At 70.8% G+C, this 25,881-nt stretch carries 19 protein-coding genes and 1 riboswitch; of the genes, 9 read left to right on the top strand and 10 right to left on the bottom strand.

Features of this window, described 5'->3' with window-relative positions; translation table 11 throughout:
* Positions 1-133: 133 nt before the first annotated feature.
* The 5 genes from DEA06_RS00220 (at position 134) to DEA06_RS00240 (ending at position 6,848) form a co-directional block, all read left to right on the top strand.
* Positions 134-1,630 (top strand): AlkA N-terminal domain-containing protein, encoded by a 1,497-nt coding sequence (locus tag DEA06_RS00220; RefSeq protein WP_116645968.1) that lies wholly within the window; start codon positions 134-136, stop codon positions 1,628-1,630.
* On the top strand, positions 1,627-2,136 hold the full coding sequence (locus tag DEA06_RS00225; protein ID WP_116645969.1) for a methylated-DNA--[protein]-cysteine S-methyltransferase: 510 nt from the start codon (positions 1,627-1,629) through the stop codon (positions 2,134-2,136). The genes DEA06_RS00220 and DEA06_RS00225 overlap by 4 nt, the downstream gene beginning before the upstream one ends.
* 131 nt (positions 2,137-2,267) lie before the next feature.
* Positions 2,268-4,097 (top strand): ABC transporter ATP-binding protein, encoded by a 1,830-nt coding sequence (locus DEA06_RS00230; RefSeq protein ID WP_116645970.1) that lies wholly within the window; start codon positions 2,268-2,270, stop codon positions 4,095-4,097.
* Positions 4,094-5,911, top strand: coding sequence for an ABC transporter ATP-binding protein (locus tag DEA06_RS00235; RefSeq protein WP_116645971.1), 1,818 nt, complete (start codon positions 4,094-4,096; stop codon positions 5,909-5,911). Before DEA06_RS00230 ends, DEA06_RS00235 begins: the two co-directional genes overlap by 4 nt.
* A 148-nt stretch (positions 5,912-6,059) precedes the next feature.
* Positions 6,060-6,848 (top strand): lytic murein transglycosylase, encoded by a 789-nt coding sequence (locus DEA06_RS00240; RefSeq protein WP_116645972.1) that lies wholly within the window; start codon positions 6,060-6,062, stop codon positions 6,846-6,848.
* Positions 6,849-6,962: 114 nt separating this feature from the next.
* On the opposite strand, the gene DEA06_RS00245 is transcribed toward DEA06_RS00240, so the two are convergent.
* A complete protein-coding gene (locus DEA06_RS00245) occupies positions 6,963-7,415 on the bottom strand; it encodes a GNAT family N-acetyltransferase (protein ID WP_116645973.1) in 453 nt (150 codons plus the stop codon).
* A gap of 160 nt (positions 7,416-7,575) precedes the next feature.
* Between DEA06_RS00245 and DEA06_RS00250 the strand changes: the two genes are divergently transcribed.
* Entirely contained in the window at positions 7,576-9,792 is a 2,217-nt protein-coding gene (locus DEA06_RS00250; RefSeq protein ID WP_116645974.1) for an NADP-dependent isocitrate dehydrogenase, read from the top strand.
* Positions 9,793-10,012: 220 nt separating this feature from the next.
* Here the strand turns inward: DEA06_RS00250 and DEA06_RS00255 are convergent, their stop codons facing one another.
* The 4 genes from DEA06_RS00255 to DEA06_RS00270 form a co-directional block, all read right to left on the bottom strand.
* Positions 10,013-11,467, bottom strand: coding sequence for a L,D-transpeptidase family protein (locus DEA06_RS00255; protein ID WP_116646746.1), 1,455 nt, complete (start codon positions 11,465-11,467; stop codon positions 10,013-10,015).
* 96 nt (positions 11,468-11,563) lie between these two features.
* Positions 11,564-11,977, bottom strand: a complete 414-nt coding sequence (locus tag DEA06_RS00260) for an NUDIX domain-containing protein (RefSeq protein WP_116645975.1) — start codon at positions 11,975-11,977, stop codon at positions 11,564-11,566.
* Positions 11,974-13,347: an FAD-linked oxidase C-terminal domain-containing protein gene (locus DEA06_RS00265; RefSeq protein WP_116645976.1), complete on the bottom strand. Its 1,374-nt coding sequence runs from the start codon at positions 13,345-13,347 to the stop codon at positions 11,974-11,976. Before DEA06_RS00265 ends, DEA06_RS00260 begins: the two co-directional genes overlap by 4 nt.
* Positions 13,344-13,730: a YrdB family protein gene (locus DEA06_RS00270; RefSeq protein ID WP_116645977.1), complete on the bottom strand. Its 387-nt coding sequence runs from the start codon at positions 13,728-13,730 to the stop codon at positions 13,344-13,346. Before DEA06_RS00270 ends, DEA06_RS00265 begins: the two co-directional genes overlap by 4 nt.
* A 129-nt stretch (positions 13,731-13,859) precedes the next feature.
* Positions 13,860-13,961: riboswitch (ZMP/ZTP riboswitch) on the top strand.
* A gap of 70 nt (positions 13,962-14,031) precedes the next feature.
* On the opposite strand from DEA06_RS00270, the gene glyA reads away from it, so the two are divergent.
* Both glyA and DEA06_RS00280 read left to right on the top strand, forming a co-directional pair.
* Entirely contained in the window at positions 14,032-15,306 is a 1,275-nt protein-coding gene (glyA, locus tag DEA06_RS00275) for a serine hydroxymethyltransferase (protein WP_116645978.1), read from the top strand.
* 105 nt (positions 15,307-15,411) lie between these two features.
* Complete coding sequence (locus DEA06_RS00280; protein ID WP_116645979.1) at positions 15,412-16,293, top strand: bifunctional methylenetetrahydrofolate dehydrogenase/methenyltetrahydrofolate cyclohydrolase; 882 nt, start codon at positions 15,412-15,414, stop codon at positions 16,291-16,293.
* Positions 16,294-16,377: 84 nt separating this feature from the next.
* Here the strand turns inward: DEA06_RS00280 and DEA06_RS00285 are convergent, their stop codons facing one another.
* The 3 genes from DEA06_RS00285 to DEA06_RS00295 all read right to left on the bottom strand — a co-directional run bounded on the left by DEA06_RS00285 (position 16,378) and on the right by DEA06_RS00295 (position 19,339).
* A complete protein-coding gene (locus DEA06_RS00285) occupies positions 16,378-17,172 on the bottom strand; it encodes a transglutaminase family protein (protein ID WP_116646747.1) in 795 nt (264 codons plus the stop codon).
* Positions 17,173-17,259: 87 nt separating this feature from the next.
* The gene (locus DEA06_RS00290; protein WP_116645980.1) at positions 17,260-17,868 is read right to left on the bottom strand and encodes a DUF1684 domain-containing protein; all 609 of its coding nucleotides are present in this window, start codon (positions 17,866-17,868) and stop codon (positions 17,260-17,262) included.
* 34 nt (positions 17,869-17,902) lie between these two features.
* Positions 17,903-19,339: an XRE family transcriptional regulator gene (locus DEA06_RS00295; protein WP_116645981.1), complete on the bottom strand. Its 1,437-nt coding sequence runs from the start codon at positions 19,337-19,339 to the stop codon at positions 17,903-17,905.
* Positions 19,340-19,448: 109 nt separating this feature from the next.
* On the opposite strand from DEA06_RS00295, the gene DEA06_RS00300 reads away from it, so the two are divergent.
* Complete coding sequence (locus DEA06_RS00300) at positions 19,449-21,326, top strand: phosphoenolpyruvate carboxykinase (GTP) (protein WP_116645982.1); 1,878 nt, start codon at positions 19,449-19,451, stop codon at positions 21,324-21,326.
* 837 nt (positions 21,327-22,163) lie between these two features.
* Here the strand turns inward: DEA06_RS00300 and DEA06_RS00315 are convergent.
* Both DEA06_RS00315 and DEA06_RS00320 read right to left on the bottom strand, forming a co-directional pair.
* Positions 22,164-24,077, bottom strand: a complete 1,914-nt coding sequence (locus DEA06_RS00315) for an ABC transporter ATP-binding protein (protein WP_116645983.1) — start codon at positions 24,075-24,077, stop codon at positions 22,164-22,166.
* Positions 24,078-24,225: 148 nt separating this feature from the next.
* Complete coding sequence (locus DEA06_RS00320; protein WP_116645984.1) at positions 24,226-25,716, bottom strand: MFS transporter; 1,491 nt, start codon at positions 25,714-25,716, stop codon at positions 24,226-24,228.
* Positions 25,717-25,881 lie beyond the last annotated feature (165 nt).

Below are 25,881 nucleotides of genomic sequence, written 5' to 3' on the forward strand. Positions count from 1 at the left end.
ACCTCGAGAGTCCAAGACACCCGGACGCGCCGCCCAGGCCGCCCGGGTGTCTTGGACTCTCAGCGCGGACGCCCGCCACGGCCGTGTCCGAAAACCGCCAGCCGGTGTCGGCGGGCGGTGGCAGGCTGGGGGAATGAGCACCACGGGCATGAGCTTCTCCGAGCGGTACCGCGTGATCCAGTCGCGCGACACGCGCTTCGACGGCCAGTTCGTGACCGCCGTCAGCTCCACCGGCATCTACTGCCGGCCGAGCTGCCCGGCGCGCACCCCGAAGGAGCAGAACGTCTCGTTCTACGCCACCTCGGCCGCCGCCCACGAGGCGGGCTACCGCGCGTGCAAACGGTGTCTGCCGGAGGCCGCCCCCGGCTCCCCGGAGTGGAATCTCCGCGGCGACGTGACGGCTCGGGCGATGCGCCTCATCGCCGACGGGGTCGTCGACCGCGAGGGGGTGCCGGGGCTCGCCCGCCGGCTCGGATACTCCCCGCGGCACCTGACCCGGCTGCTCGCGGCCGAGCTCGGCGCCGGCCCGCTCGCGCTGAGCCGGGCGCACCGGGCGCACACGGCGCGCATGCTGCTCGTCGGCACCGACCTGCCCGCCGCCGACGTCGCGTTCTCGGCGGGGTTCTCGAGCGTGCGACAGTTCAACGAAACCGTCGGCGAGGTCTTCGGCATGCCGCCCACTCAGTTGCGTGCCCGCCGTCGTTCGCACGAGAGCACCCCGGGGCAGATCGACCTCGTGCTGCCGCACCGCGGGCCTCTCGACTCCGCCGGCCTGTTCGGATGGATGGCCGCTCACGCCATCGGGGGAGTAGAGGATGCTTCGGCCACCTCGTTCGCGCGAACGCTGCTCCTCGACGGCGGCCCGGCGTGGTTCTCCGTCGCGCTCGATGCCGACGGCCGGGTGCGCATGCGAGCGCGTCTGTCGCAGCTGTCCGACCTCGCGACCCTCATCACCCGCGTCCGGCGCCTGTTCGACCTCGACGCCGATCCGATCGCCGTCGACACGGCGCTGTCGCAGCATCCTCTCCTCGCGCCCCTCGTTGCGCGCATCCCGGGCGTGCGTGTGCCGGGATGCGTCGACGCGCACGAGATGCTCGTCCGCGCGATGATCGGCCAGCAGATCAGCGTCGCCGCCGCCCGCACCGCCATGACCCGGCTCGCCGACGCCCTCGGCGAACGGGTCGAGGGCGACGAGGGCGCGACGGTGCTCTTCCCGACCATGACCGCGATCGCCGAGCGGGGCCACGACGTGCTGCGGGGTCCTGCGGCGCGTATCCGCGCCATCGTCGAGACCGCCACCGCCCTGGCCGACGGCTCGCTCGATCTCGGCGCCGGCGACGACGGCGCCGAGCAGCGGGAACGGCTGCTGGCGTTGCGGGGAGTCGGTCCGTGGACCGCCGACTACGTGCGCATGCGCGTGCTCGGCGACCCCGATGTGCTGCTTCCGGGCGACATCGCCGCGCGCGCGGGCGCGGCGGCCGCCGGGATCCCCGCCGACGCCGCCGGCCTCACCGCATGGGCCGGGCGAGCGGCACCGTGGCGCAGCTATCTGATGGCGCACCTCTGGTACGCCGCCCCCGTCACCCAGCCCTGGCGCGCCGCACCCGCCCCTGTCGAGGAGAAGTCATGACCACCGCCACGATCGAGACGATCGATACCCCCGACGGCCCCTTCACCATCCTCGCCGACGCCGACGGCCGCGTGCTGTCGTCGGGCTGGACGAGCGATGCCGAGACCGTCGTCGGCCGCCTGGCCCCGGCTGTACGCCCGTCTGCCGTCACCGAGGGGCGGACGGATGCTGCGGACGCCGCGCGGGCGTACTACGACGGCGACGTCGCCGCCATCGACGGTGTCGCCGTCGCGCAGACGGGCACCGCCCTGCAGCTCGCCGGCTGGTCGGCACTCCGCAGGATCGCCCCGGGGGAGCCGCTCACCTACACCGGATTCGCCGCGGCGCTCGGACAGCCTCGCGCGGTGCGGGCCGCAGCATCCATCTGCGCCCGCAATGCCCCCGCGCTGTTCGTGCCGTGCCACCGGGTGCTGCGCACCGACGGTTCGCTCGGCGGGTTCGCCTGGGGTCTCGAGGTCAAGCGGCGCCTCCTCGACCGCGAGACGACGCCGCGGGCCCAGGGTTGAGGCCGCCTCGCGAACGTCTGTATCCTGGAGGGCTGCCCGCGAGCCGGGCATAACTCCTTCCGCCCGAGCGTTGCGGCTGTGAGTCCCCTGAAATACTGCCGTCCCCGGACGGCGCCGCTCCACCGAGGATCATGACCCCCGTTTCACCTGCCTCCGAACTGTCCACCGCGCGATCGCTCGCGCGGCTGCTGCCGTTCGTGCGTCCTGTCAAGGGACGCCTCATCCTCGGCGGTGTCAGCGCCCTCGTCGCCAGCCTGCTCGCGCTCGGCATCCCCCTCGTGCTCGAGGCCGTCGTCGGCGGTCCGATCGCATCGGGCGACCCCGGCCTCATCGCGTGGGGCGCCGCCGCGGTGCTCGCGCTCGGTCTGCTCGAAGCCCTCATGACGTGGGCTCGACGGTGGTTCGTGCTGTCACCCTCGACCCAGGTCGAGTACGTGATCCGCACCGAGTTCTACAAGCGTCTGCAGCGCCTTCCGGTCGCGTTCCACGATCGCTGGCAGTCGGGCCAGCTGCTGAGCCGCATGATGCAGGACATCAGCCTCGTGCGGCGCTGGTTCGCCTTCGGCCTCGTGCTGCTCGTGGTGAACATGCTCACGATCCTCGCGGGGTCGGTGCTGCTGTTCAGCTGGCACTGGGTGCTCGGCACCGTCTACGTCGTGTGCTCGGCGCCGCTGTGGATCGCGGGCTACCTCTTCGAGAAGCAGTACGGCATGCTGACCCGCCAGAGCCAGGACCAGGCCGGCGACCTCGCGACCGCTGTCGAGGAAAGCGTCCACGGCATCCGCGTGCTCAAGGCGTTCGGGCGCGGCGGGCACCTGCTGGGCAAGTTCACCCGCCAGGCAGAGAGTCTCCGCGTCACCGAGCTGCGCAAGGCGAAGTCGGTCGGGCTCATCATGTTCTGGCTCGTGCTGCTGCCCGACATCGCGCTGGCGCTCTGCCTCGGCGCGGGCATCGTGCTCACCTCGATCGGACAGCTCGAGGTGGCGCAGCTCTTCGCGTTCTTCGCGATGGCGGCGATTCTGCGCTGGCCCACCGAGTCGATCGGCTTCCTCTTCTCGTTCCTCCTCGACGCGCGCACGGCGACCGACCGCATCTTCGAGGTCTTCGACGAGGAGAACACGATCGTCGACCCCGAGAACCCGGTCGCGCTCGGCGAGGTGCGCGGAGCGCTCGTGTTCGAAGGCGCCCGGTTCCGGTATCAGGATGCTGCCGAGAGCGAGCGCGACCTGCTCGACGGCATCGACCTGGCCCTCCGCCCCGGAGAGACCATGGCGCTCGTCGGGCTCACCGGGTCGGGCAAGACGACGCTGACCACCCTCCCGGCGCGCCTGTACGACGTGACCGGAGGGCGGGTGACACTCGACGGCATCGACGTGCGCGACCTCACCCTCAGCGACCTGCGACGCCACATCGGCATGGCCTTCGAAGACGCCACGCTCTTCTCGGCGACCGTGCGCGAGAACGTTCTGCTCGGTCGGGAAGACCTCGAACCCGGCTCGCCGGAGGCGGAGGCGGCGATCACCGAGGCGCTCGCCGTCGCGCAGGCCGGGTTCGTGCACGAGCTGCCGAACGGACTGGACACCGTCATCGGTGAGGAGGGGCTCAGCCTGTCGGGCGGCCAGCGTCAGCGCCTGGCCCTCGCTCGTGCCGTGGCCGCCAAGCCCGCCGTCCTCGTGCTCGACGATCCCCTGTCGGCTCTCGACGTCGACACCGAGGCGCTGGTCGAGGAAGCGCTCCGCGCCGTCCTCGCCGACACCACGGCGCTCGTGGTCGCCCACCGCCCGTCGACCGTGCTGCTGGCCGACCGCGTCGCCCTGCTCGAGCGGGGCCGCGTGACCGCCATCGGCACGCACACCGAGTTGCTGCGCGGCAACGAGCACTACCGTCACGTGATCTCGAGCCTCGAGGTCGAGGCGGCCGTCCGCGATACGAACACCCGAGAGATCGAGGTGATCCGATGAGCAGCACGACCGTCTCCGGAACTGCCGGCGAAGACCGCTCCGATTACACGAAGGCCGAGAGCCGCAGCATCCGTCGCCGCTCCCTGCGGCTTCTGGGCTCGCTCGTGCGCCCGGTGCGCTGGCAGGTGCTGCTGGCGGCCGTCGTGCTCGTGATCTCCACGGCCCTGCGCGTCGCCGGCCCCGCGCTCATCGCGTGGGGGATCGACAACGCCCTGCCCGCCGCCCTCGAGCAGGCCGACTGGATGCCGACGATCGGCGTCGTCTCGGTGTACCTCGTCGCGGGCTTCGGCGGCGCCGCCCTCATCGGCTGGTACTCGATCGTCGCCGCGCGGCTGACGCAGGCCGTCATGCTCGACCTGCGCAAGCGCATCTTCCTGCACACGCAGCGGCTGAGTCTCGAGTTCCACGAGTCGTACACTTCCGGCCGCATCATCTCGCGGCAGACGAGCGACCTCGACACGATCCGCGAACTGCTCGACGGCGGCCTGAACGAGCTCGTCTCCGGTGTGCTGTACGGCGGCTTCACGCTCATCGCGCTGCTGCTGCTCGACTGGCAGTCGGGCATGGTCGTGGTGGTCATGGGTGTGCCGCTGTACTTCCTGATGCGCTGGTTCTACCTGCGTTCGCAGGGCGTGTACCGCGAGTCGCGGGTGATCAGCGCCCAGGTGATCGTCAAGTTCGTCGAGACGATGACCGGCATCCGCGCGGTGAAGGCGTTCCGCAAGGAGCCCCGCAACGACGAGGGCTTCGGCGATCTGTCCGACCAGTACCGCGACGTCAACATGCGCTCGATCCGCCTGTTCGGCATCCTGGAGCCCGGCCTCATGGCCGTGGCCGCCGTCTCGGTCGCCCTGGTGCTGTTGTGGGGCGGGCTGCGCGTCGTCGACGGCACGTTCGCGGTCGGAACGCTGCTGGGCGCGGTGCTGTACGTGCGCAACTTCTTCTCGCCGCTGAGCGAGGTGGCGTTCTTCGTCAACTCCTACCAGTCGGCGACGGCCGCGCTGGAGAAGGTGTCGGGAGTCCTCGAAGAGGAACTCACCGTCCCCGACCCCACCGACCCCGTCGACCTGCGCTCGGCCCGCGGACACATCCGCTTCGACGGCGTCGAGTTCGGGTACTCCGACGACCGCGTCATCCTGCCCGACTTCACGCTCGATCTTCCGGCCGGGCAGACGATCGCCCTCGTCGGAACGACGGGGGCCGGAAAGTCGACGCTCGCGAAGCTGGTGTCGCGGTTCTACGACCCGACGTCGGGCGCCATCACCCTCGACGGCGTCGACCTCCGGCAGCTGCACCCGAAGGACCTCCGTCGCGCGATCGTCATGGTCACGCAGGAGGCCTACCTGTTCAGCGGCACCGTCGCCGACAACATCGCGCTCGGCAAGCCCGACGCGACGCTCGACGAGATCCGGTCGGCCGCGCGAGCGGTGGGAGCGGACGAGTTCATCCGCGCTCTCCCCGACGGGTACGACACCGACGTGAACAAGCGCGGCGGTCGGGTGTCGGCCGGTCAGCGTCAGCTGATCTCGTTCGCGCGGGCGTTCCTCGCCGATCCAGCGGTGCTCATCCTCGACGAGGCGACGGCGTCGCTCGACATGCCGAGCGAGCGCCTCATCCAGGACGCCCTGCAGACCCTGCTCGCCGACCGCACCGCCATCATCATCGCCCACCGTCTCTCGACGGTCGCGATCGCCGACCGGGTGCTCGTGATGGAGTACGGCCGCATCATCGAGGACGACACCCCGGAGGCCCTGATCGCCGGTACGGGCAAGTTCGCTCAGCTGCACGCGTCCTGGCGCGAGTCGCTCGTCTGACGTCCGGTCGCGCGCGCACACTCGTGGCGCGCGCGTGCCGGGCGCTGCGATCGCCCAGAGGACAGCGGCGGCCGTTCGGGTGCGGGTCATCGCGCCCTGCTATGGTGCGCAGCATCCTTCTGCCGCTCCCGACCCGCGAAGAACATCCGTGACACCGAACGACGAGATCCCGACGCGTGGTGCGAGCGTCACGTGGTTCGGTCTGATCGCCGGAGTCGTGCTCTTGATCGTCGCCGGGGTGTGGCTCGCCAACCTGAACGCCGTCTCGTCGAAGGCCGACGCGCCACGCGCCGACTCGCCGGCCCCCGCGGTCGAGGTGTCGGGCCAGGTCGGCGGCCAGACGTCGTTCGCCGATCAGCCGCAGGCGAGTGCGCCCGCGGTCACGGTGGATGCGGCGTGGAGCGCGCGCGTCGCGGCCGCCATCGGCATCCCGCGGCGGGCGCTGGAGGCGTACGCCCTCGCCGACCTCGTCGTCGACGCCGAGCAGCCGGGATGCGGCATCGGGTGGAACACCCTCGCCGGCATCGGTGCGATCGAGACCGACCACGGCCGTCACGGGGGAGCGGCACTGGGCGACGACGGCTACCCGTCGCCGGCCATCCGCGGACCGCAGCTCGACGGCAACGGCAACGCCGCCATCCGTGACACCGACGGCGGTGCATGGGACGGCGACACCGTGTGGGACCGCGCCGTGGGCCCGATGCAGTTCATCCCCGACACCTGGGCGCGCTGGGGCGTCGACGCGAACGGCGACGGCACGGCCGATCCGAACCAGATCGACGACGCGGCGCTGGCTGCGGCGCGCTACCTCTGCCACTCCGGCTCGATGACGAGCACCGAGGGATGGCGGGCGGCGGTATTCAGCTACAACCACCTCGACGTCTACGTGGACGACGTGGCCGCGGTCGCCAACCGCTACGCGCTCGACGCCGGCTGATCCGCAGCATCCGCTCCTCACCGGCGTCGGAGAATCGCACCCGGGTCGGATGCTGCGCCTCGAATGCTTCGACGGAGGTGCGGTTCTCCGACGCTGGTGAAGCGTCGAGGGCGGTCAGAGGTGCACTTGGGCGATGATCTCGCCGTATTCGGTCTCGCCGACCGGGGTGAAGCCCACCCGCTGGAAGAACGCCTCCGGGCCCTCTTCGCCGGACTCGTAGATCACATCGACGTGGTCGAGGCCGCGCGAGCGGGCCTCGTCGAGCAGGCGCTCGACGGCGAAACGGCCGATGCCGCGACCCTGGTCGTCGGCGTCGACGTTGATCCGCCAGAGCACGGAACGGAAGTGCTCCACGGATGCTTCGGGGTCGAAGTTCGCGCTGACGAAACCCACGACTTCGTCACCGTCGAGCACGACGCGCTGCCACGAGGTCTGCGGATTCACCACGGTGGCGGCGATTCCGTAGCTCAGCGGAGCGAGGAACTGCTCCTGCCCGGGCTTGAGAGACAGCGTGTTGACGGCCACGATCGTGGCGGCCGACAGTTCGACGAGTCGCAGGTCTGCCATGACGACAGGCTAGCCGGGAAGAGCGCGCTGCGGGAAACGAGTTGACGCCCCGTGGCAACTATCTCGACATCAAGATATTTTCGCGGTTGCGTTAGGCTGATTCGCGACCCCGACGCTGGATATCGACGGGTGACAACGACGCCTGACGGAGAGACGACACGTGCCTGACTCCACCATCATCTACACCCACACCGACGAGGCCCCGGCGCTCGCGACCGCATCGTTCCTGCCGATCGTGCAGGCGATCGCGCGGCACGCCGACGTCGACGTCGAGACCCGCGACATCTCGCTCTCCGGGCGCGTGCTCGCCGCGTTCCCCGAGCGGTTGAGCCCCGAGCAGCAGGTCGGCGACGCCCTGGCCGAGCTCGGCGGTCTCGCGACGCTGCCCGAAGCGAACATCATCAAGCTCCCGAACATCTCCGCCTCGATCCCGCAGCTCAAGGCCACCATCGCCGAGCTGCAGTCGCAGGGCTTCGACGTGCCCGACTACCCCGACGAGCCCACCACGACGGAGCAGAAGGACGCCCGCGCCCGCTACGACCGCATCAAGGGCTCCGCGGTGAACCCGGTGCTCCGCGAGGGCAACAGCGACCGCCGCGCGCCGCTGTCGGTGAAGAACTACGCCCGCAAGCACCCGCACCGCAACAAGCCGTTCGCGCAGGGGTCGAAGACGCGCGTCGCGACGCTCGGGCACGACGACTTCCGCTCGAACGAGAAGTCGGTCGTCATCCCCGGCGACGACGTGCTCGACATCCGGCACGTCGCCTCCGACGGCACCGTCACCACGCTGCGCGACGGACTCAAGGTGCTGCCCGGCGAGATCGTCGACGCGACGTTCCTCTCGGCGACGGCGCTCGACGCGTTCCTCGCCGAGACGCTCGCGACGGCCAAGGCCGACGACGTGCTCTACTCGGTGCACCTCAAGGCCACGATGATGAAGGTCAGCGACCCCATCATCTTCGGCCACGTCGTGAAGGCCTACTTCACCGACGTCTTCGACCGCTACGGCGACGCCATCGCCGCCGCCGGACTCACCGCGAACGACGGACTCGGCGCGATCCTCTCGGGCCTGTCGTCGATCGAGGGGGGCGACGAGATCGCTGCGGCGATCACCGCCGACCTCGCGTCGGGCCCCCGCCTGTCGTACGTGAACTCCGACAAGGGCATCACGAACCTCCACGTGCCCTCCGACGTCATCGTCGATGCGTCCATGCCGGCGCTCGTGCGCAACGGCGGCAAGCTCTGGGGCGTCGACGGCGGCGAGGACGACACGCTCGCCGTGATCCCCGACTCGTCGTACGCGGGCGTCTACCAGGCGACCATCGACGACGTGATCGCGAACGGCCCGCTCGACCCGGCGACGATCGGCACCGTGCCCAACGTCGGGCTCATGGCGCAGGCGGCCGAGGAGTACGGCAGCCACGACAAGACGTTCGAGATCGCCGCTCCCGGTGTCGTGCAGATCACGAACTCGGCCGGCGACGTGCTCATCGAGCACGAGGTCGAGCAGGGCGACATCTGGCGCGCGACGCAGACGAAAGACATCCCGATCCGCGACTGGGTGAAACTCGCCGTGAGCCGTGCCCGTGCCAGCGACACCCCCGCGGTGTTCTGGCTCGACGAGACCCGCGCGCACGACGCGCAGCTCATCGAGAAGGTGCGCACCTATCTCGCCGACCACGACACCGAGGGCCTCACGATCGAGATCCTCGCGCCCGAGGCGGCGACCACCTACTCGCTGGAGCGCATCCGTCGCGGCGAGGACACCATCTCGGTCACCGGCAACGTGCTGCGCGACTACCTCACCGACCTCTTCCCGATCCTCGAGGTCGGCACGAGCGCCAAGATGCTCTCGATCGTCCCCCTGCTCGCGGGCGGCGGACTGTTCGAGACCGGTGCTGGAGGCTCGGCGCCCAAGCACGTGCAGCAGCTCGTCGCGGAGGGGTTCCTGCGCTGGGACTCGCTGGGTGAGTTCTTCGCCCTCGCGGCGTCGCTCGAGCACCTCGCCGACCGCGCGGGCAACGCTCGCGCGAAGATCCTCGCCGACACGCTCGACGCGGCGACCGGCACGTTCCTCGAGAACGACAGGTCGCCCGGACGCAGCATCGGCGCGATCGACAACCGCGGCAGCCACTTCTACCTCGCGCTCTACTGGGCGCAGGAGCTCGCAGCGCAGACCACCGACGCGGAGCTGGCGGCGGTCTTCGCCCCGGTCGCCGAGGCCCTGGCCGCGAACGAGAAGACCATCGTCGACGAGCTCGCCGCGGCGCAGGGCACGCCGGCCGAGATCGGCGGCTACTACCGGCCCGACCCCGCGCTGGTCGAGGCCGTCATGCGTCCCTCGACGACGCTGAACGGCATCATCGACGCCGTCTGACGCCCCGAACGACGAAGAGCGGATGCTGCGCAGCATCCGCCCTTCGTCGTTTCCGCCCTTCCCCCGTCGCGTGTGGGGGGTGCGGCGCGCCGTTTGCGTCGGGGGAGCGGTGTGGGGTGGGTTTGGGGGAGCGCTGGAGGGTGGCGCTGCGGGGTGGGGGCTGCGGGGTGGGAACGACGAAGGGGCGGATGCTTCGCAGCATCCGCCCCTTCGGTCGAACTCAGTAGTGCACCCAGACCTCGGTGCCCTTGGGTGCCCAGTCGTAGAGGAACTTCGCCGAGGCGACCGGCAGGTTCACGCAGCCGTGGCTCATGACGTTGCCGAAATTGTTGTGCCAGTAGGCGCCGTGGAAGGCCTCGTCGCCGTTGAAGTAGGCCACCCACGGCACGTTCTCGGTGCAGTACGTCGCGCCGGGGAAGCACCCCATGTCCTGCAGGGGGGTCTTCCACCCGATGCGGAACGAGCCCGGTGTCGTCGGGCTGGTCGGGAGCCCGGTCGACGACGCCCAGGCGTAGAGCACCTGGTCGTTCTCGTAGAGGTAGGTCGTCTGCGTGCTCAGGTTGACCTCGAGGCGACGCTCGGTGGCGGTCGTCGCGAACGGCGTCTCGGCCACGGTCAGCGGGAACACGCCGTTGCCCTCGGCGAGCTGGCTCGCGAAGGCGGACGCGATGCCGTCGGTCGACTCGAGCGCGCGACCGGTGACGCCGGCAACCTTCTCGAGCAGGACGCCGCCGGAGGAGTCGGTGATGACGTTCGCGGTGACGGCGTCGCGGTTCACAGCTGCGGGCAGTGCGTCGACGCTCGCCTGGATCAGCGCGGGGTCGGCCGTGTAGGTGAACTCGCCGCCCTCGGACGACACGGTGAGCCACGACGCGGCCACGGTGCGGTCGACGGGCACGGTGCGCTCCTGGCCGACGTAGAAGCCGACCGTCTCGAGCACGCTGTTGAGCGCGGCCACGGCGGCGTCGGCCTCTTCGGTGGTCGCGAGGGCGTCGACGGCGACGGGCGCGGCGTCGACGGTGGTGGTGGTCTGCCCACTGTCGAAGGCCGTCTGCAGGGCGGCCTGCACGGTCGCGAGGTCGACGCCCTCGCCCGGCACCGCGGGGGTCGTGACGTAGCTGGCCGATGCGGCGTCGAACGTCACGGCCGCGTCGACGGGGGCGAGGTAGAGGTCGGGAGCGGTGCTCTGGAGAGCGGCCGTGGCGGTCGCCTGGTCGATGGTGACCGCGGCATCGCTGCTGCCCGGATACCAGGTCGACGGGTTCCACATCGGGTTCTCGGCGAACGCGGCGTCGGCGAGAGCCTTCGCGTCGACGCTCGCGCCGAGGTCGGCACCCGTGATCTCGAAGGTGCCGTCGGGGCTGTCGAGCACCACGGTGGTCTCGGCGAGGCGGGCCGAGATCGCGTCGGCTGCGCCGCCGGCGGTGAGTCCGCCCACCGGCACGCCCGCGACGGAGGCGCCGGGGGCGATGAGAACGAGCGAAGCGGCGATGAGGGCGGTGAGCGTCGCGCCCACCGGCAGACCGATCCACAGCGCGGTGCGCTTCTTCTTGGGGCGGCCGGGTTCGACGGGGGCCCACGCGACCGTGGGGACGGACCCGTCGCTGCCGCCGTCGACGGTCGCTCCGTCGCGGTCGTCTGCGTCGGCATCCGGTCTCGTGACGAGATCGGTCATGTCGGTCACCCCCCGTTTGATCACTCCATGGTAATCCGGCGGGGTGGGCCCCCGGGGGTGTTCCGTATCACGGTGGCACAACGAAGTGCGCCGCGCTCACCCGCGGGACGCACCCCAGACGAGGGGGAGCAGCACGTGGCTCAGCGGAGCGAGAGGCAGAACGGATGCTTCGGCCTCGTCGAACCAGCGCAGCTCCTCGATCTCGGCGCCGATCGTCACCTCCGACGCCGTGACCGCGTGGCGCACTCGGAACGCGTGCGCCACGACGGTGAATCCGGGCTCGTTCGCCGCATCCGCCCGGAACTGCCCGAGCGGCTCGAGCGCGTCGGGGTCGACGCTCAGCCCGACCTCCTCGAAGAGTTCGCGCGCGAGCGTCGCGGCCGGGGTCTCGTCGGGCTCCGGCTTGCCCCCGGGCTGCATGAAGGTGTGGGTGCCGCGCTTGCGGACCAGCAGCGCGCGACGATCGTGGTCGAGCACGACGGCAGCGCTCACGTGCACTTCGGCGGTCACCGGGAAGCCGTCTCGAAGACCTTGCCCGGGTTCAGGATCCCGGCGGGATCGAACGCGCGAGCCACCTGCCGCTGCAGCTCCCACTGATCGGCGCCCAGTTCATCGGCGAGCCAGCGTCGCTTGAGCACGCCGATGCCGTGCTCGCCGGTGAGCGTGCCGCCGAGGTCGAGGGCGGCGTGGAACAGGGCGTCGGCCGCGGCCCAGATGTGGTCGGGCACCTCGGGGCCGTCGAAGACGAAGTTCGGGTGCAGGTTGCCGTCGCCGGCGTGGGCGACGGTGGGGATGACGATGCCGTACTCCCGCTCGATGCGGGCGATCTCGTCGAACATCGCCGGGAGGGCGCTGCGCGGCACCGAGACGTCTTCGATCAGGGCCGACCCCAGGGTCTCCATCGCGGGATGCATCGAACGACGGATCGTCAGCAGTCGTTCGCCTTCCTCGCGGTCGGCGGCGACGCGCACGGTGCCACCGGCGGCCGCCAGCACCTCGCTGATCCTCGACGCCTCCGAGGCGGCGGCGGGGCCGTCGGTCTGGAGGGTCAGCTGCGCCACGCCGGGCGCGGGCGCCTCGAGACCGAGCAGCGCGTGCACGGCGGCGAGGCACGCCGCATCCATCAGCTCCATGATCGCGGGCTGCGCGCCCGAGGCGGTGACGGCGGCGGATGCCGCGGCCGCGGTGCGCACGTCGGGGAAGGTGGCCGCGATCGTGACGATCTCGCCCTCCACGAGACGACGCAGCTTCAGGGTGGCGGCGACGACGACCCCGAGGATGCCTTCGGAACCGATCACGAGCGACGTGAGGTCCAGGCCCGTCACGCCCTTGACGCTGCGGTGTCCGAGGGTCATGAGGCGCCCGTCGGCGAGCACGATGTCGACCCCGAGCACGGCGTCGCGGACCACGCCGTACTTGGCGCACAGGAGTCCGCCGGCGCCGGTGGCGATGTTGCCGCCGACGGTGGAGATGGCCCGGCTGGCGGGATCCGGGGCCCACCACAGGCCCTGGAGTGCGAGAGCGTCGTTGAGCTCGGCGTTGAGGATGCCGGGCTCGACCACCGCGAGGAGGTCATCGGGGCGCACCTCGAGGATGCGGTCCATGCGCCGCACCGAGAGGGCGATCTCGCCGCCACCGGCGTTGGCGCCGCCGGCGAGCCCCGTGCCCGCGCCGCGGGTGACCACGGGGGTCGAGGTCTGAGAGGCGATCCGCAGCACGCGCTGCACGTCGGCCACCGACTCGGCGTGGACGACCGCGAGCGGGCGCTCGGGGGCGGCGTGGCCCGACTTGTCGGCGCGGGCGGCGTCGAGCGCATCGGCCGAGGTGTCGACGCGGTCGCCGAGGGCGTCTCGCAGCAGCCCGACGACGTCGACGCTCATGCGAGTCGTCGACGACCTGCGAACAGGCCGCACGTGATGGCGATGATCGCGAAGGCGATGCCGACCCACACCTGGCCCATGTTCCACCAGGCGACGGTCGCGGCCGCATATACGAGCAGCTCGACGATCGCCCGCACGAACGGGTGCACGGCCAGCACGGCGCGCGGCGAGACGAACAGCGCCCACACGAGGATCGCCACGACCGGCGCGGCGATGCCGAACACGATGTTCCAGGGGAGCGGCCATGCCAGGAAGCCCCACAGAGCGAGGGTCGCGAAGGCGAACAGGCCGCAGAGGAAGGCGCCGATCTCGGCGACCGAGGGCCGCGGTCGCATCCCCGGCTGGAGGGGCGCTTCGGCGCGGACGTTCGGGGTTTCGGGCATACCGCCAGTCTACGATCCGTCGCGCCGCGGGGCGGAGGGCGCGGTCGGCGACGGATCGGGAAGCGGGCTCGACGAGCCCGTGCGGGGCGCTCATCCGCGCGGGGCGCGGGCAGCAGCATCCGGTATGATCTGACCTGTCGCGACTGGCGTTCAAGGTGGAGGACCACCGGGGAGCGACACTGTTTTCGCCTTCTGCACGATGGCATTCGACCGCTCGCCTGGGCCGATGTGGATGTTCGTCGGCGCGCTCCGCGGGCCGACTGCAACCGCAGTATCCACCCGACGATCGAGGAGTCCGCCCGTGTCCGACCCGTCATTCAACGCCCCCCTCTCCGAGGTCGATCCCGAGATCGCCCAGGTGCTCGAGCGCGAGCTCGAGCGTCAGCGCGGCTACCTCGAGATGATCGCGTCCGAGAACTTCGTGCCCGTCTCGGTGCTGCAGTCGCAGGGATCGGTGCTCACCAACAAGTACGCCGAGGGCTACCCCGGCCGCCGCTACTACGGCGGCTGCGAGGAGGTCGACGTCGCCGAGGAGCTCGCGATCGAGCGGGCGAAGAGCCTGTTCGGCGCGCAGTTCGCCAACGTGCAACCGCACTCGGGCGCGACCGCCAACGCCGCCGTGCTGCACGCGATCGCCCGCCCCGGCGACACTCTGCTCGGTCTCTCGCTCGACCAGGGCGGCCACCTGACGCACGGCATGAAGATCAACTTCTCGGGTCGGCTCTACAACATCGTCGCGTACGGCGTGGATGCCGAGACCTCGCTCATCGACATGGACGAGGTGCGCCGACTGGCGATCGAGCACAAGCCCAAGGTCATCATCGCCGGCTGGTCGGCCTACCCCCGTCAGTTGGACTTCGCCCGGTTCCGCGAGATCGCCGACGAGGTCGGTGCCCTCCTGTGGGTCGACATGGCGCACTTCGCCGGTCTCGTGGCGGCGGGCCTGCACCCCAGCCCCGTGCCGCACGCCCACGTCGTGTCGTCGACCGTGCACAAGACGATCGGTGGACCCCGTTCGGGCTTCATCCTCACGAACGACGCCGCGCTGGCGAAGAAGATCGACACCGCGGTGTTCCCCGGCCAGCAGGGCGGCCCGCTCATGCACGTGATCGCGGCCAAGGCCACGGCGTTCAAGCTCGCCGCCTCGCCGGCGTTCCGTGAGCGTCAGGAGCGAACGGTGCGCGGCGCGGCAATCGTCGCCGAGCGCCTCACCCGCGACGACGTCTCCGCCGCCGGCATCGCCGTGCGGTCGGGCGGCACCGACGTGCACCTGGTGCTGGTCGACCTGCGCGAGGCCGCGATCGACGGCAAGCAGGCCGAAGACCTGCTGCACGAGATCCACATCACGGTCAACCGCAACGCGGTGCCGAACGACCCGCGTCCGCCGATGGTGACCTCGGGTCTGCGCATCGGCACCCCGGCGCTCGCCACGCGCGGCTTCGGCGACGCGGAGTTCACCGAGGTCGCCGACATCATCGCCCTCGCGCTGCTGCCGAACGCCGATGTCGAGACGCTGCGCACCCGCGTTGCCGCGCTCACCGCGGCCTTCCCGCTGTACCCGGGTCTGACTCAGTAAAGACCGAGAGGTTCGGAAGCCCGGTTGCCGTGGACCTATACCTACGGGCATAGTGATCTGCGGGAGCCGGGCTCTCGACCGTCGACGATGACACGAGGAGAACACATGACCGCGCAGAAGCTCGATGGCAAGGCGGCGGCAGCCGAGATCAAGGCGGAGCTGCGCGAGCGCGTCGACGCCCTCCGCGCGAAGGGCGTCACTCCGGGCATCGCCACGGTGCTGGTCGGTGCCGATCCGGCCTCGCAGCTGTACGTCGGCATGAAGCACCGCGAGTCCGAGGCGATCGGCATGAACTCGATCCAGGTCGAACTGCCCGCCGAGGCGACCCAGGCCGAGGTCGAGGCGACGATCGACGAGCTCAACGCCGACCCGACGTGCCACGGCTACATCGTGCAGCTGCCGCTTCCGAAGCACATCGACACCGATGCGATCCTCGAGCGGATCGACCCCGCGAAAGACGCCGACGGCCTGCACCCGACCAACCTCGGACGCCTCGTGCTCAACGTCAACGCGCCGATCACCACGCCCCTGCCCTGCACCCCCCGCGGCGTCATCGAGCTGCTGGTGCGCAACGGCTACGACCTCACGGGCAAGGAGGTCGTCGTCGTGGGTCGCGGTGTCACGATCGGCCGCTCGATCGGGCTGCTGCTGACCCGCCGCGAATACAACGCGACCGTGACGCTCACCCACACGGGCACGACCGACCTCGGTCACCACCTGCGACAGGCCGACGTCATCGTCGCCGCCGCGGGGGTCAAACACATCGTGCTCCCCGAGCACGTGAAGCCGGGGGCGGCCGTGCTCGACGTCGGTGTCACCCGCGAGACCGACCCCGAGACGGGCAAGAACCGCGTGTACGGCGACGTGCACCCCGGCGTCGCCGACGTGGCCGGTTACCTCTCACCCAACCCCGGCGGGGTCGGCCCCATGACCGTGGCGCTGCTCATGACCAACGTCGTCGAGGCGGCGGAGCGCGCGACGGCCTGAAGGTCGGCCGCTCGAAAATCGGCGGGCCGCTCGACAATCGGTGCGGCGCGCGGAGCCTCACGCGCCCGAACGATTCTCGCGATCTCAGGCCAGCTGCACCAGCCGGGTGATGTCGTCGAGGGGGAGCGACTCCGCCGTCGCGGTGACCTCCATCTCGACGAGGTTCGCGAAGCCCGACACGATCGTGAGGAACGCCGTGTCGGCGGCGTCTCGTCCGGTCGCGATGCGCACGAGCGTCTGGCGCGGCGCGAGCGTCGTGGCGTCCACGACCCGCCACGCGCCGTCGACCCACGCCTCGGCCACCGCGTGGAAGTCCATCGGGTGCAGCCCGGGGGCGTACACGGCCGCGAGACGAGCGGGCACGTTCAGCGCCCGCAGCAGCGCGACGCACAGGTGGGCGTAGTCGCGACAGACACCCCGGCGGTCGAGCAGGGTGCGTACCGCCCCGTCGGTCGGCAGGCTCGACCCGGGTACGTAGGCGAGCTCGGTGCCCACCCACGACGACACGGCTGCGAGAAGGTCGACGGGGTCGGTGATGCCCGCGAACTCGGCCACGGCCGTCGGCAGCAGCCGGTCGGACTCGGCGTAGCGACTCGGGCGGGTATAGACGAGCAGGTCGGTCTCGGTCGCGGTGGCGACCTCCCCCTCGTCGACGGTCGCGCGATACCGTACCTCCAGGCGGCCGGGAGAGGCGCTCAACCGGTGCAGGCGCGTTCCGTGGGCGTCGTCGACGACCGAGGGGTCGATCCGGCGTCCGTCGATCGAGGCGGTGAACTCCTCCGTCGAGGGGGCGTAGTGCGACGAGACCGCCACGGCGAACACCAGGTCGGCCTGTCCGGTCACGTCGAGCACGATCTTGCTGGTCACGTCACGTCTCATGCGCACAGCGTGCCACACCCGCGCCGTGTCGGGTCGCAGCATCCGGCCCGAGACGTGCGGGTGGCGTGCGTCAGGGGCCGAGCGAGCTCAGCGTGCACTTCCGTAGCGCTCGCCGACGGGGATCTCGACGTCGACCGTGTTGCCGACCTGGGCCAGCGGGCAGGCCCACATCGGGTCGTAGGCGCACGACGGGTTGTAGGCGAAGTTGAAGTCGAGCACGAGCGAGTCGGGCGAACCGCCGAGGTCGGCGCCCTTGATCGTGTCGAGGAGGTACCGCCCGCCGCCGTAGGTGCCGCCGGGCACGCGGCTGAGGGCGTCCTTGACGGGAATGAACACCCCGCCCCCGTACGTGGCGAGTCGCCAGACGTCGAGCCCGCCCACGCCCGGAACGTCGACGCGGCCGATGCGCTCGAACGGCACGATGCCGTCGGTGCCGGTCTCGACCTCCATGCCATGCGGGTCGGTGGGCTCGATCCGACAGGTGAAACGCCACTCGGGGTCGTACGGCGGCACGCGCAGGCCGGTGAAGGCGTCGCGGTCGTCGTCGAGGAGGGGCGAAGCCGGATGCTGCGCGAACAGCTCGTCGCGACCGCGCCGCCACAGGTCGTGCGCGGCGGAGAGGTCGGGGTGCTCGCGCACCTCGGCGTAGAGGGCGAAGACGCGGCGGCGCCAATCGACGATCTCGAGGGCTTGCATGCTTCGACCCTAGGCCGCGCGGCGGCGGGGCGGCTCAGGCGTGGCGATCAAGGAAGGCGAAGACCTCGGTGTCGTCGACGCCGGGGAAGTCGCCCCGGGGGAGCGGAGAGAACATGTGGCGGTGAACGCGGGCGCTCGGCCAGGCCTTGCCCGTCCAGCGGCTCGCCGACTCGGCCGGGGGCCTGCGGCAGCACGACTCGTCGGGGCACCGAGACACCGCGCGCGTCTGCGTCTCGCGGCCGCGGAACCACCGCGCATCGTCGAAGGGAACCCCCACCGTGATCGAGAAGTCGCCGTCGGAGGTCGTGCCCGTCTGCGTGGAGCACCAGAACGTGCCGGCGGGGGTGTCGGTGTACTGGTAATGCTCGGTGGTGCGGTTCTTCTCGGCGAACGCCGTGCGCGCCGACCAGCGTCGGCACACGCGCTGGCCTTCGACGGCACCGGTGACGTCTGCGGGGAGGGGGAGGCCGTCGTTCTCGTAGACGCGCGAGATCGCCCCTGAGCCGTCGGCCCGCAGGAAGTGCAGTTTGATCCCGAGGTGTTGCGTCAACAGGTTCGTCATCCGCATGCCGGCGGCCTCGTGGGTGACCCCGAAGGCGTCGCGGAAGTCTTCCACCGCGAGGTCGCGATCCTTCTTCGCCTGGTGCAGGAAGGCCACCGAGTTGCCCTCGGGCATGAGGCAGCACGCCGCGTAGTAGTTGATCTCCAACCGCTGTTGCAGGAAGTCGGCGTAGTCGGTGGGCGGGCGGTGGCCGAGCAGCCGGTGCGCCATCGCCTGCAGCGCCATCGACCGCAGGCCGTGGCCGCCGGGGATCGACGCCGGCGGGAGGTAGATGCGGCCGTTCTCGAGGTCGGTGACCGAACGCGCCGAGTGGGGCAGGTCGTCGACGTAGAGCAGCTCGAACCCGAGCTGTTCGGCCATGATGCTGACGGTGCGGTGGGTGAGGGCGCCGGAGACGTGTCCGGCGCTCTTGAGCTGCTTCTCGGCGAGCTTCTCGACGTCGGGTAAGTAGTTGTCGACGTCGCGCATCCGCAGGCGCAGCTCGGTGTTCGCGCGACGAGCCTCTTCGGGGGTGGCGATGGCCTCGCGCTCGCGGCGCTGCAGTTCGTGGTGAAGTCCGAGCACGGTCTCGATCGTGTCGTCCGACATGCTCTTCGTGACCTTGACCGGCGGCAGGCCGAGCTGCCGGAACACCGGACTCGCCTGTGCGCGGTCGAGTTCGATCTCCAGCGCCGCCCGCCGGTTCGGAGGCTCGGCGGAGAGCAGCTCGGAGATGGGCGTCGAGGTCGCCCGGGCGATCTCCTGGAGCAGCGACAGCTTGGGCTCGCGTTTGCCGTTCTCGATGAGGCTGAGCTGGCTGCCCGCAACCCCGACCTGGGCGCCGAGCTCGTCCAGGGTGAGCCCGCGCGCGAGGCGGTGATGACGGATGCGATGCCCGAGGGTCGTCAGCTCGAAGGCGGGAGACGTCATTGTTTGATCCTAGCGAAAGAACCCTGATTCTTATCGATACTTTTCTCCTAAAGACGCCAGCCGACCGGTCAATCTAAGGAGGAACCCCGTTCTCTTCGAAGGAGCTCGCATGGCCATCGCCGACACTCTCACCTTCCGCCCGTCGACGGCGCCCGCGGCCGTGCCCGCCGGCGGGACGCCGCCCCCGTCCACGTCGCCGGGTCTCATCGCGCTGCGCCTCTGGGTCGACGAGGTCGTCGCGCTCACGAAGCCCGATCGCGTGCACTGGGTCGACGGCAGTGCTGCCGAGCACGACGCCCTGATGCGCGAGCTCGTCGCCGAGGGCAAGCTCATCAAACTCAATCCGGAATGGCGGCCGGGGTCGTACCTCGCTCGCACGCACCCCGGCGATGTCGCCCGCGTCGAAGCGCGCACGTTCATCGCCTCCGAGAACGAGGACGACGCCGGCCCCACCAACAACTGGGTCGCGCCCGACGAGATCCGCGGCACGCTCACATCGTTGTTCGCCGGATCGATGCGCGGGCGCACGCTCTACGTCGTGCCGTTCTCGATGGGTGCCGTCGGAGGCCCGCTCTCGCACATCGGCGTGCAGCTGACCGACAGCGCCTACGCCGTGGCGTCGATCGGCATCATGACCCGCGTCGGAACGCCCGTGCTGCGCGAGATCGAGAACGGCGCGCCCTGGGTGCGCACCGTGCACTCGGTCGGTGCGCCACTCGCCCCCGGGCAGGCGGATGCGGCGTGGCCGTGCAACGACGAGAAGTACATCGTGCACTTCCCCGACACCCTCGAGGTCTGGTCGTTCGGCTCGGGCTACGGCGGCAACGCGATCCTGGCGAAGAAGTGCTTCGCGCTGCGGATCGCCTCCGTCATCGGGCGCGACGAGGGCTGGCTCGCCGAGCACATGCTCCTGATCCGCGTGATCGACCCGTCGGGGCGGGCCTACCACCTCGCCGCGGCTTTCCCCTCGGCGTGCGGCAAGACGAACCTGGCGATGCTCCGCCCGACGATCCCCGGCTGGCGGGTCGAGACCCTCGGCGACGACATCGCGTGGATCCGCAAGGGCGCCGACGGTCGGATGTGGGCGATCAACCCCGAGGCCGGGTTCTTCGGGGTCGCCCCGGGCACGGGCGAATCGACGAACGTGACGGCCGTCGAGACTCTCTGGGGCAACACGATCTTCACGAACGTCGCGCTGCGCCCGGACGGCGACGTCTGGTGGGAGGGGCTGACAGACGAGGCTCCGCCGCACCTCACCGACTGGCGCGGCGAGCCGTGGACGCCCGAGTCGGGGCGCCCCGCCGCGCATCCGAACTCGCGCTTCACCGTGCCCGCAGCCCAGTGCCCGCAGATCGCCGACGATTGGGAGACCCCCGAGGGCGTCCCGCTCGATGCGATCATCTTCGGCGGACGCCGTGCGACCAACGTGCCGCTCGTGCTCGAGGCGACCGACTGGGCGCACGGCGTGTTTCTCGGCTCGACGGTGTCGTCCGAGAAGACCGCCGCCGCCGAGGGCACCGTCGGCGAGCTGCGCCGCGACCCGTTCGCCATGCTGCCGTTCTGCGGGTACAACATGGCCGACTACTTCGCGCACTGGCTGCGGGTCGGGCAGAGCCTGCGGTTCGACCACGCGCCGCGGATCTTCCAGGTCAACTGGTTCCGCAAGGGTGCCGACGGCCGCTTCCTGTGGCCCGGCTTCGGCGAGAACGCGCGCGTCATCGACTGGATCATCCGGAGGATCGACGGCAAGGTCCCCGCGGTGACCACCCCCATCGGTCGCATACCGCGGCTCGCCGACCTCAACCTCGACGGCATCGACGTGCCCGAGGCCGACCTCGAGCAGCTCTTCGAGATCGACCCGCAGTCGTGGCTCGATGAGGCCGACCTGACCGAGGAGTTCTTCGACACGTTCGGCGGACGCATCCCCGCGGCGCTCACGTCGGAGCTGTCGGCGCTGCGCTACCGCCTCCGCGCCGCGCAGGCCTGACTCCCGCGCAGCATCCCCGGGCCCCGTGCCCGCGCACCGTGCCCCGTGCCCCGTGCCCGGTGCCCGGTGCCCGGTGCCTGGTGCCTGGTGCCCGGTGCCGGAGTGCTGGGCCCCCGGTGCCTGGTGCCCGGTGCCCGGTGCCCTAACTCAGGCTCGTTCGCCGCGGGCTGGGGCCGGGGCCCGGGTTTGCGGCTGCCGCGCGCAGGGCTTCCGCATCCATCCTGAGTTACGGTCCGTCGCGCGCGGATCCGGGCTTGCGGGTGCTGGGGTGCCCCGGGGGCCCGGAAGCCGATCGCGGGAGCCAGAGCCCGCACCGGGGGCGGGTACCGGGGGCCCGGCTCTCCGGCGCCTGGCGCGCTGTGGGCCGGCCCGGTGCGCTAACTCAGGCTCGTTCGCCGCAGAGCGGGGCCGGGCCCCGGATTTGCGCGTGCGGCGCGCAGGGCGTCCGCACCCATCCTGAGTACGGTCCGTCGCGTGTGCATCCCGCGTCCGTCGCGTGCGCATCCCGCGTCGTGTGGGGAGCGCGTCCAGGGCGGCCGGCTGCGGTGCCCGATCCGCGGGTGCCGGCACCGCGTGCCGGGACGGGTGCCGGTGCCTCGTGCGCTAACTCAGGCTCGTTCTTCGTGGCGGGGGCCCAGGCCCGGATTCCTGGGGTGCCCGGGGGGAGGGCTCTCACATCCATCCTGAGTTACGGTAGGGCGCCGCTGACGCCAGCGCCGCTGACGCCAGCGCCGGTGACGCCAGCGCCGGTGACGCCAGCGCCGGTGACGCCAGCGCCGGTGACGCCAGCGCCGGTGACGCTGAGGGGCGCGGCGGGGGTTCGCGCGGGTGCGGTCGTCAGACGAGCAGCTGGTGGCGGGCGAGGTCGCGGTAGAGCGGCGTCGACTCCACCAGCTCGGAGTGCGTGCCCTGACCGATGACGCGCCCGTTCTCGAGCACGACGATCAGGTCGCTGTCGACGACCGTCGACAGGCGGTGGGCGATGACGATGAGGGTGCGCCCGGCGGCCACCGCGTCGATCGCGTCGCGCATGCGCTGCTCGTTGAGCCCGTCGAGCGACGACGTCGATTCGTCGAGCAGCAGGATCGGGGGAGCCGCCAGCAGCGCGCGCGCGATGGCGAGGCGCTGGCGCTCGCCGCCCGAGAGCATGACGCCGGCCTCTCCGACGGGTGCGTCGACGCCGAGCGGGTTGCGATCGAGCACGTCGCCGAGGTTCACCGCGTGCAGCACGCGTTCGATGTCGACATCGGATGCTTCGGGGGAGGCCAGTCGCAGGTTCTCGGCGATGGTGCCGGCCAGGGTCGGGGCGTCCTGCTCGACGTAGCCGAGACGGCTCCGCAGCTCGGCGCGGTCGAGGGCGCGCACGTCGGTGCCGTCGAGGAGGATCGCACCCGCCGTCGGGTCGTAGAAGCGCTCGATGAGGGAGAGGGTCGTGCTCTTGCCCGCACCGGACGGACCGACGAGGGCAACGCGGGCGCCGCGCGGCACGGTGAACGACACTCCGCGCAGCACCTCCCCGTCGAGCGCGTGGGGCGCGTCTGGGTCTCCGGCGGGCAGGTCGATGGCGGCGGTGGCGAGGTGGGCGGTCTCCAGCGCGGCGAGAGCCTCGGTCTCGGCCTTGCGGCGAGCGGCGACGACGTTCTCCGGGTAGGCGAAGTGCACGTCGCGGAACTCGATCGCGGCGCCGGAGTCGGCCGGGGCGGCCGCAGCATCCGCCGTCACGCGTGCCGCGATCGCCGCGTCGTCCTGCGACTCGACAGGCAGGTCGATGACTTCCTGGATGCGCCCGAGCGCGCCGAGCGCCTGGTTCACCGAGGTGATCGCGCCGAAGAAGCTGCCGAGCGGGCCGACGAGGAAGAACAGGAACATCACGAAGGTCACGAGCGAGGCGATCGTGATGGCCCCGTCGGCGACGCGGTAGCCGCCGACACCGAGCACGACGAGGAGCGAGACCTGCAGCGCGACCCCCGCGATCGGCACGACGAGGGCCGAGACCTTCGCGATGCGCACACCGATCCCGTAGGCCTCGCCCGCGGTGGCCGTGATCGAGGACTCCTCGCGCTCGGTGGCGCCGGAGGCGCGCACGGTGCGGATCGACCCGACCGCGCGCTCCACGCTCGAGGCGAGCTCGCCCACCTTCTCCTGCTGCGTGGTCGTGGCCTTGCGGATACGGCCCGACAGCACGGTGACACCGGCGATGGACACTCCGATGACGACCACGATGAGAACGAGCAGCACGGGGTCGATGATCGCCATCGCGATGATCGCTCCGACGAAGATGAGGGCGTTGCCGACGCTGTCGGCGAGACCCTGCGTGAGCACCGCGTAGAGAAGCGTCGTATCGGTTCCCACCCGCGAGACGAGGTCGCCGGTGCGGCGCGCGTCGAACTCGCTGATCGGCAGGTGGAGGATGCGGGCGATGAGCTTGCGACGGCTGGAGTAGACCACGGCGGTGCCGGTGCGCTGCAGCAGGTAGTGCTGGTAGCCGGAGATGATCGACGACACGACCACGAGCGCGACGATCGCCCACACCAGCGCACCCAGCGTCTCGCCGTTCTGCACGAGCTCGATGACCTGGCCCACGAGCAGCGGCTGGGCGAGGGTCGTGCCCGCGCCGATGACGCTCAGAATCGCGACGATCACCAGCACCCTCTTGTGCTCGAAGAGGAACGGCAGCAGCTGGCGGAAGCTCGCGCGGGGGCCGTCGTCGGGGGAGCGGCGGCCGCGGCGTGCGCGTACGGGGGTGGACATGCCGGTACCTCGTTCGATCGTCGTCGGGTGTATCCCTTCGACCGTACTTCGTCTCGGGGTCCCCGCGCCGACGTCGCATGCCGAGGCACGCAGAAGGCGGATGCTGCGGGGCGAGGCGCCCGCGCAGCATCCGCCTTCCGTGGTGCTTCTACAGCGAGCCGGTGGCGCCGAGCCCGAGGTTCTCGTCGTAGTCGATGTCTTTCGTCTCCTTCGACAGCAGCAGGGCGATGAAGGTCAGCACGCCCATCGCGGAGAGGTAGACGCCGACGAGCCACGGGTTGCCGTCGCCCAGCTGCCAGAGCCACAGCGCGACGATCGGCGCGAGCGCCGCTCCGAGGATCGACGACACGTTGTACGAGATCGCCGACCCCGAGTACCGCACGTTGGTCGGGAAGAGTTCGGGCAGGAGCGCGCCCATCGGACCGAACGTCGCGCCCATGAGCATGAACCCGAGAACGAGGAACGCCTGCGTGAGTGCGCCGGTGAACTTCGGGTCGGCCTGCGGCAGCAGGAAGATCGAGAACGTCAAGCCGAAGGCGATGATCGCGCCCGTGACCCATAGCAGCAGCCGTCGGCGCCCGATGGAATCGGCGATCGGGCCGGAGAGCAGCGTGAAGATGCCGAAGAAGACCACGCCGATGATCTGCACGATCACGAAGTCGGTGTAGCCGAAGCCCAGGCCGGGGTAGAACTGCGCGGCGAACGCCGTGGCGTCGTAGGGCGCACCCCCGTTCGCGGCCGCGGTCTGCGCGGCGGCGGCCGCCGTCTCGAGGCTCGCCGCCTTCGTGCCGTACGACAGCGTGAAGTTGGTCATCAGGTAGAAGAGCACATAGGTCGCCAGCATGATGAACGTGCCGAGGATGAGCGCCTTCCAGTGGTGGCGCACGACGACCGCGAGCGGGAACTTGCGGATCGTGCCCTTCTGCTCGGCCTTCGTGAACGACTCCGACTCGACGAGCTTGAGGCGCACCCACAGACCGATGATCACCATCACGGCGGAGAAGAGGAACGGTACGCGCCAGCCCCAGGCGAGGAAGTCGGCTGAGCGCTGGCCGGCGCCACCCGGGTGGGGGAGAGCGAAGTTGATCAGCAGGAACACGGTGTTCGCGATGATGAAGCCGATCGGCGCACCGAGCTGGGGGAACGTGCCGTACCAGGCGCGCTTGCCCTTGGGGGCGTTCTCGGTGGCGACGAGCGCCGCGCCCGACCACTCACCGCCGAGCGCGAAGCCCTGGGCGAGGCGCATGACCAGCAGCAGGAAGGCCGCCCACGGCCCGATCTCGTTGTGCGTCGGAAGGCACCCGATGAGGAACGTCGCGACGCCCATCGTCAGCAGCGACGCGACGAGGGTCGCCTTGCGGCCGAACCGATCGCCGAAGTGCCCGAAGACGATGGCGCCGATCGGCCGCGCGATCATCGCGGCGCCGAACACGCTGAACGACAGCAGCAGAGCCGTGGTGTCGTTGCCCGTGGGGAAGAAGAGGATCGGGAAGACGAGTACGGCGGCCGTCGCGTAGACGTAGAAGTCGTAGAACTCGATCGTCGTGCCGACGAGGCTCGCGGTGATGACGCGCGAGCGCGGGTTCGCGGGCTTGGCGGCCGCGCGGGTGGAGGAGGGGGAGGATGCGGGGGAGGTCAAGAGAGGGCCTGTCGATCAGCGCGGGGAGACGCACGTTCTGCGATGCGTCGCGGTGGGCGGCCGTGGGCGCGGGGTCTGCGCCGGGGCTCGACGCCGGGTCACCGAGTGCGGCGGCCTGGTCGCCGACACACGGTGAACGATCCTATGCCGCTCGCAGACCCCTCG

Source organism: Microbacterium sp. Gd 4-13, from assembly GCF_003095395.1.
GTDB lineage: Bacteria > Actinomycetota > Actinomycetes > Actinomycetales > Microbacteriaceae > Microbacterium.